This window comes from Arthrobacter sp. H41 (assembly GCF_000520535.1).
GTDB lineage: Bacteria > Actinomycetota > Actinomycetes > Actinomycetales > Micrococcaceae > Arthrobacter_D.
Genome location: NZ_AZRZ01000435.1, coordinates 1 through 6,957 on the forward strand (window position 1 = coordinate 1; position 6,957 = coordinate 6,957).

The window sequence follows — 6,957 nt, forward strand, 5'->3', positions numbered from 1 at the left end:
CAGAACAGCTGGGGCGCGGAGTGGGGATTTGGCGGCTTTGCAACGCTCCCCTACGACGACTGGCTCACGTCCGCCTACGACGCCTGGGTCGCGCGGCCCGGCGTTCCGGCCATCGTCCGCACCAGGAACCGTGCAAAGGTGGTGGATGCGACGGCGGGTGTGCTCGCCGAGGGGCCCGGACCGGACCTGGTCCGACTCTCACGACATGTGGTCAATCTGGGCAACGAGGGAAGGCTCTGCGCCACCGGCCGCTTCACCAGCAGCCCGGCACAGCTTGAACGCATATTCCAGCGGATGGAGGAGTATCACCAATTCTGGCAGGGGAGTTCCACCGGATCAGAAGAAGCGGTGCGCCGTGTGGTCCTCTATGCCCACGGCGGTCTCGTGGACGAACGGTCCGGGCTGTCAACAGCACAGGCCCAGCTGAACTGGTGGTTGAACAACCAGGTGTATCCGATCAGTTTCGCCTGGCAGAGCGGCCCCGTGGAAACGATGATCAACCATCTCGGAGACATGATCCGCGGCAAACTGCCCTTCGGTGGTATCGGGTTCGATCTGGTTGAGCAGGCTGACCGGTTCGTCGAGAAATTCGCCCGGGCGAACATTCGGTGGATGTGGACCGAAATGAAGGAGAACGCGGCGGCAGCCTCGGAGCCCCTCCCCCGGACGGTGGAATGGCCGCGGAACGGAGCAGGCACGGATGGTCTGGCTAAACTCCCCGGCGCATCCCTGCTGGCACGGCGGCTGGGCCGCTATGCGGAAAAGCTCGACGGGGCCCTTGAAGTCCACATCGTGGGGCACAGCGCCGGATCCATTTTCACGGCGCACCTCCTGTCACGACTGAAGGACGAAGGGGTTCCCATCACCTCGATGGCCTGGCTTGCGCCGGCCATTCGGATCGACGACTTTCAACGGTTGGTGCTGCCGCACCTCAAATCGGGTCACGTGAAGAACTTCGCGTCCTTCAGTCTCCGCGGCCCGCAGGAATTGAACGACGTCGTCGGGACCGGGAAGTTCAACATCTACCAGAAATCACTGCTCTATCTGGTCTCGCATGCCCTGGAGCACGGCGCGGAAGGGCGGGGAGGCGGGGAGGTGCCGCTTCTGGGAATGGAGCGGTTCGTGGACAGCCCGTTCGACGGGTCGACCTTGGCCGCAGTGCTGAAGTCTCCTTCGGCCGACCTGGTGTTCTCGCCCAGCCAGGGACCGCCGGCGAGCAGCTCCAGCGCTACCACCCACGGAGGGTTCGACGACGACACGGCCACGATGACATCCGTCATGGTCCGGATCCTCCGGCTCAGCGAAGCAACTGAGCGTACCCGCTTTCAACCGCACTCCCCGCTGCTCGATGCCGGCCCGGGAGCTGCCCGCGAACCCGCCGGAGATGCACCGGTGCCGTCCCGTGTTGCCGACGTCGAACCGGCAGGGACGGCCCCGGTAACGCGCATGGCCGCGCCACAGCCCAGTGACGTGCAGGTTCCCGCCTCCACCGGTCCCCTCCCGGAGGAGCAGCTGGCGCCGGAAACCAGCAGCCCGGTGATGGATGCGCTGACCCGTCACGGATGGACAGTTGAGACCCCGACAGCCAGAACCTCCTTGCCGGAGGTCTAGGGTGACGGCCCCCGAACTGCCGGACCAGCTTCCCCTGGGACTGCCGACCAACCGGACCTGGCGCGAGCAGGCGCTCACCACGGCGGCCCAGCTGAGGACTCTTTCGGCGTGGGTGGCCCTGAGGGACCCGGCGTCGGGGATCGACGCCGGAGCGGATGCGGGCAAAGCGGTGCTGGACGGCGCGATCACCTGGCACCTGAACGAAGCCACCCGTGTCGCCGCCCGAAAGTCTCCCGCCATCCAGACCTCGTACAACGGCGCGGTGGTCGAACGCGTCCTGAGCCATCTGGACGCCGCGCAGGTGGCGCTGCTACTGAGGGCGCCGGTCGGCTTCGTGCAGTCACAGCTTCCGAACATCCAGGCCCACGTGCGCCTGCACCTGCCGCGGACGGATCCGCAACGGGTGGCCATCGAGAAGGCCGCCAAGGCAGTGCCTGCAACACCGCTGGACGACGACGCCCGGCTGATGGTGGTATCGGCTTTCCGGGCGGCCTGCGTCGAATCACGTGAGGAATTCTCGCGCGTGCGCAGTTTCCGGAACGTACTGATCATGAGCGCGCTGGTACTGACCGTTCTGGCTGCTGCGCTCGCCGTCGCCGGTTGGTTCCGGCCCGATGAACTGCAATTGTGCTTCGAGCCGACCGAGGGGCGGGCCTGCCCCACCGGAGACGATCCCCGGCGCGGGGATGTGCTCTTCATCGAAGCTTTCGGGCTCATCGCGGCAGCAGTTTCCGGAGCGGCGTCCCTCAGGCATGTCCGGGGCACCTCCACCCCGTATGGACTGCCCCTGGCCCTTGCCATCCTGAAATTGCCGGCCGGGGCCCTGACCGCGGTGCTCGGTTTGCAGCTGATGCGCGGCGGATTCGTGCCCGGCCTGAGCGACCTCGACACTTCGGCCCAGATCGTCGCTTGGGCCATCACTTTCGGTGCCGCCCAGCAGCTCTTCACCGGCCTGGTGGATCGCCAGGCGCAGACGGTGCTCAACGATATCGGCGGCAAGACCGGGAGTACCACCGACGCCGGCGTGTGAAAGGTCCATCCGGCGTCGCTGCTACTGGATATCGCTTCCCGGAGGGGGCAGCTGATAAGGCAGTTCCTCGTCCACGGCGGCAACCCCTTCGACGGCCTCGAGCGCGGAGCGACAGTTCTCCGGCGCCGAACCCGTAATCATGCCGAGAACACCCAGCACCCGGTCGATATTCATTCCGCAGGAACGCAGCTGCCCCGCGACATCGTCAATCGCGGAGCGGTGCGTTTCCTTCACTGTCACGGTGAGCTTCATCCGGTCCTATTCCTGCGGCGCCATGACAAGCCCGGATCCCACATCAACCGACGGCGCCATCAACCGGTGGCTTTCCTGCATCAGGACCGACCAGAGTTCCCTCCCCCGGTATCCGGTCGCCTCTGCCCACAGTGCCGCAACGCCAGCGACATGGGGCGTCGCCATGCTGGTGCCACTGATGGTGTGGTAGCGGTCGGGCATCAGCCAGGATGAGTACACCTGGTAGCCGGGTCCGGCAATGTCGGCCTGCCCGCCGCGCACCGGCAGGGTACGCGACGAGAAATACGCCAGGTCCAACTGCTGATCCAGAGCTCCCACGGCCAAGATGAACGGACTGTTGGCCGGCGCGCCGACGAAGCCGAAGTCGTGCTGGCGCCGGTCCGCGTTGTTTCCCGCTGCGGCGATGATCAATGATCCCTGGTCGAGCACCCGCTTCCCGATGACAGTGTACGGCGGGTGGACCTGCTGGACGTCGGCTCCCAGCGACATGGAAATCACCGCGCAACCGTTTACCACCGCCCACTCGATACCGGCGATGATTCCGCCGTCGCTTCCCGACCCGGAATCGCTGAGCACCTTCCCCGCGAAGATCTCCGCCTCGCAGGCGACCCCGTACCCCGGCCCTTCGGACGGGGTACGCGGACCGCAGGAACTACCCACGCAGTGGGTTCCATGGCCATGCCCGTCCTGCGCCGTTTCGCCGGCTACGAAGGATTCGACGGTGACCTGCCGGTCGTCGAAGTCGGGGTGCGTGGAATCAAATCCCGTATCGAGGACCGCCACCTTGATTCCGTTGCCGGTCCACGGCGAAGCAGCCGCCCCTGCGGCTTGGAGGCCCCAGGTGAACTGCGCCGTGTCCTGGAATGACGCCGAGCCGTCGCCCCCGGGCGTGTCGGAGAGGACATGGTGGATCAGTTCGGGCGAGACGGACACCACGTTGGCCTGGTTTGACGAGGCGCGGAGGGCGCCCCTTTGCTGGGGGTCGGGCGTCACGACGGCGACGCCAAGTGTAGCGAAGACGGTGGCATCCGCGTCCCGGGTTTCTGCAGGGTCCACTCGGCCCCTGCCGAAATCACGGGAATCCGCCACGTTGGACAGACCGGCCGCGGACCTCAGGAACGCAGGCGGGTCCGGCTCGGAATCAGCGAAAACCACGATGAAGCGTCCAGTGGTTTCCGGTTCCTGTCTGCTGGACCGGCTGCCGGAAGAATCAGATTCAATCATGGCACTCAACCTCGGAGCGTTAGGGGATGATGCTTCAATGTATCCACGAACGTGTTATTCAGCTGTTACTCGGGCCGGAAAACCCACGGGAATAACGCCCAGTAACGATCCCCCCGGGACCATTGGCACAGGACTCGCCAATGCTGCCGAGAAGAGGGACCTGCCATGACTGAAAGCCCAGCGCCCGGGTCACCCTGGACAAGCCGCACGGGGCGTTCACCGTCGTCGTTCCGGCGCCAGGCGCAGCCCGCACCATCGCGTTGATCGACGTCGAAACGCCCGGCACTCGGGGGCTGGAGCCGCCCGGCGACGGGGAAGACCAGGGCCCCGGCGGGCCCGTCATCACCGAAATCACCAGCTTCGCCATCAAGGGGCGGGGTGATCAGCGATGACCACTTCGGACGGTTCAGTTCTTGGCACCACGCAGATCCGGGGCTCGGCGCCCCGCAACCGGGCGTTCAACGTCGTGCTCCTGGGCGACGGTTTCCGAGCCGGTGAACAAGCCGCTTTCGATACTGCCTGCACGGCGCTCGCGAACGCGTTCCTCGGCACCCCGCCGTTCAACGAGCTCGCCCCGGCGATCAACATCTTCCGGGTGAACGTGTCCTCGACGGATACGGGTGGCGACGATCCGGCATCCGCCGGCGGCACCGGAGCTATCGCGCGCACGTACTTCGATGCGGCAACGGGATCCGGCGGCTGCTGCTGTGCAACGCGGCCACCGCGTTGACGGTCGCCGCGGCCCAGGTTCCCGCATTCACCACCGTGCTCGTCATTGCCAACTCCACCATTTACGGCGGCCGCGGCGGCTAGATCGGGACCTACTCCGTGGCGGACAGCGCCACCGAAATCGGCATTCACGAGATGGCGCACACCGCGTTCGGCCTCGCGGATGAATATCCCTACTACTACGCCGGCGACGACGAAACCGGGCAGGACCACCATCCCGGCCCCGAGCCGGGCGAACCCAACGTCACCATCAAGAGGAACCGGGCCTCGCTCGAGTGGCGGTGGGCGGTCGATCCGGTCACCGCGGTTCCCACCATGACCAATCCCGACTGCAGCACCGAGGACTCCCGTCCCAGCCCCATCCCGGCTGGCACCGCTGGCACGTTCGAGGGGGCACACTACTACCACTGCGGCGCCTTCCGGCCGGAATTCGCGTGCAAGATGCTTAACCTCGGCGTGCCGTTCTGCAGGATCTGCCGCCAGGTCATCTGGAACCGGATCGGACCGCTGGCGGCCCTGACCGCCCGCGCCAGAACGCCGATCACCGTGGTGGACCGGTATCCGGAGCACCTGAACGTGTTCGCAGTAGCCTCCGATGGGCGCACTTATCCGACTCGTGGGATCGAAGCAGTGGCTGGGCCGGCTGGTTCCACCTCATGGGCGGGTACGCTTCGCCGGGCGGTGCCGGCTCCCCAGTCACCGCCGTCGCGCGCTATGCGGGTCACCTTGACCTGTTCACGGTCGGCACCGACAACCGGGTCTGGAGCGCGTGGTGGAGTGCCTCCGGTGGCTGGTCGAGCTGGTTCCAGTTGGGCACGCTGGTGGCCCGAACCGGATCAACAGTGAATGTCCTCGCCCGGCACGCTGATCACCTTAATCTGTTCACCACGGCGCCCGACGGAAAGATCGTGTCCATTTGGTGGAACGCCCGCTCGGGCTGGGCCGGCTGGTTCCAGCTGGGTCTCACCTGATCGGGCGGGTGGCGAAGGCGTTCGCACCCGTCGGGAATCCGATACGCTCACTGCTGATCGAGCCGTACCGGTAACGCCACGATAACACCTCGATAACACCCCTCAGACATACTTGGACCGGGGAATAATCCCACCGCTCGCCGGCATCATCTCGTTTAGTTATGGCGGACACACCGATGATTGATTTCCATCTTCATCTGACCGCACTGCGGCACTCCACCCCGGCCCTTGCCACTCTGGAAACCAGGGGGGTCGTCAGTGTCCGGATTCACTGATCGCGCTCTCCTGCAGCTGCACAATCCCACTGCGCTCGCGACTATCCTTAAAGGTCCCGCCGGAGCGCCCTACCCACACCTGGAGCGGCTGGTGGCGGCGGTTTTCGACAACCAGTCCGCGCAGGTCGACCACATCGAGGAACTGACGGTCCTTGAGGTGGAGCCGATGGTGCTCGTGCCGGGACGGGACCGGATGACCGGCACCTGGACCGTCACGCAACCGGCTCCCGAGTTCGGCGACCTGCGCGGTGAAGTGACCCGGACAGGCTTCGGGCTGTGGGCACACCTGATGGCCAGGGTGATGGTTACAGCTGTCCTCCAGAGCGATGGCGCCGGTATCGATACGGTGGCCATCGGGACGATCGAGGACATCACCAGCTTCGCCGACTTTGAGAGCCGCTTTCGCTACATTGACATGGACGAGTTCCTCGAGACGCATCGGATCACCACGCTCGACCAGCTGCGCCAGTCCGGGCCGTATCTCCTCGCGGATATTCGCCTCAAGGAGCTTCCACCCTTCGACCCACAGGACGCCGCCAACGCGATCGACGTGGCGATCGACATCGCGATCGTCATACAGGACGAGCTTGACCTGACGGCGGGACTGGTGGCGGCTCGGCAGCTGTGGAACGTCGGTGCGGGCGAGCCCCCGGGCGTGAGCAGCGCGGTGCTGGGACCCACCTCGCGGCCGTTCGCCGTGGCGGTTGCATTCCCCAGCAGCGTGCTGGGCGCAGGCCAGCCGACTGCGGCCGCGATCGACAGCCTTTATGCCGCAGCCAAGGTGCTGCCGCTCTTCGCCAACCCGCCGTAACCGGCGGTTCCGACCCGACAACCGCAACCAAAGGACTCCAGATGCTATCCAAAT

7 protein-coding genes and 1 pseudogene are annotated in these 6,957 nt (G+C 65.9%); 6 read left to right on the plus strand and 2 right to left on the minus strand.

Features of this window, described 5'->3' with window-relative positions; all coding sequences use genetic code 11:
* On the plus strand, positions 1-1,611 hold a 1,611-nt coding region (locus Y705_RS22020; RefSeq protein WP_026531510.1), incomplete at its 5' end, for a hypothetical protein.
* Position 1,612: 1 nt separating this feature from the next.
* Positions 1,613-2,641: a hypothetical protein gene (locus tag Y705_RS16325; RefSeq protein ID WP_049822061.1), complete on the plus strand. Its 1,029-nt coding sequence runs from the start codon at positions 1,613-1,615 to the stop codon at positions 2,639-2,641.
* Positions 2,642-2,662: 21 nt separating this feature from the next.
* Here Y705_RS16325 and Y705_RS0100900 read toward each other — a convergent pair whose 3' ends face one another.
* Positions 2,663-2,893, minus strand: a complete 231-nt coding sequence (locus Y705_RS0100900) for a hypothetical protein (RefSeq protein WP_026531511.1) — start codon at positions 2,891-2,893, stop codon at positions 2,663-2,665.
* 6 nt (positions 2,894-2,899) lie between these two features.
* The gene (locus Y705_RS0100905; protein ID WP_026531512.1) at positions 2,900-4,117 is read right to left on the minus strand and encodes a S8 family serine peptidase; all 1,218 of its coding nucleotides are present in this window, start codon (positions 4,115-4,117) and stop codon (positions 2,900-2,902) included.
* A gap of 388 nt (positions 4,118-4,505) precedes the next feature.
* Between Y705_RS0100905 and Y705_RS22590 the strand changes: the two genes are divergently transcribed.
* The 4 genes and pseudogenes from Y705_RS22590 (at position 4,506) to Y705_RS0100935 (ending at position 6,903) form a co-directional block, all read left to right on the plus strand.
* Complete coding sequence (locus Y705_RS22590; protein ID WP_026531513.1) at positions 4,506-4,847, plus strand: M64 family metallopeptidase; 342 nt, start codon at positions 4,506-4,508, stop codon at positions 4,845-4,847.
* A gap of 134 nt (positions 4,848-4,981) precedes the next feature.
* A pseudogene (locus Y705_RS22840) lies at positions 4,982-5,281 on the plus strand (M64 family metallopeptidase); the annotation flags it as partial.
* A 221-nt stretch (positions 5,282-5,502) separates the two neighbouring features.
* Entirely contained in the window at positions 5,503-5,817 is a 315-nt protein-coding gene (locus Y705_RS22845) for a DUF8189 domain-containing protein (RefSeq protein WP_253908426.1), read from the plus strand.
* A gap of 366 nt (positions 5,818-6,183) precedes the next feature.
* Complete coding sequence (locus tag Y705_RS0100935) at positions 6,184-6,903, plus strand: hypothetical protein (protein WP_216698688.1); 720 nt, start codon at positions 6,184-6,186, stop codon at positions 6,901-6,903.
* Positions 6,904-6,957: the final 54 nt, after the last annotated feature.

What these genes read in the sequence shown, in the direction of transcription:
- Y705_RS0100905 (WP_026531512.1), bottom strand. Translation starts at nt 4,117, where the DNA reads ATGATTGAATCTGATTCTTCCGGCAGCCGGTCCAGCAGACAGGAACCG.
- Y705_RS22590 (WP_026531513.1), top strand. Translation starts at nt 4,506, where the DNA reads ATGACCACTTCGGACGGTTCAGTTCTTGGCACCACGCAGATCCGGGGC.
- Y705_RS0100900 (WP_026531511.1), bottom strand. Translation starts at nt 2,893, where the DNA reads ATGAAGCTCACCGTGACAGTGAAGGAAACGCACCGCTCCGCGATTGAC.
- Y705_RS22845 (WP_253908426.1), top strand. Translation starts at nt 5,503, where the DNA reads ATGGGCGGGTACGCTTCGCCGGGCGGTGCCGGCTCCCCAGTCACCGCC.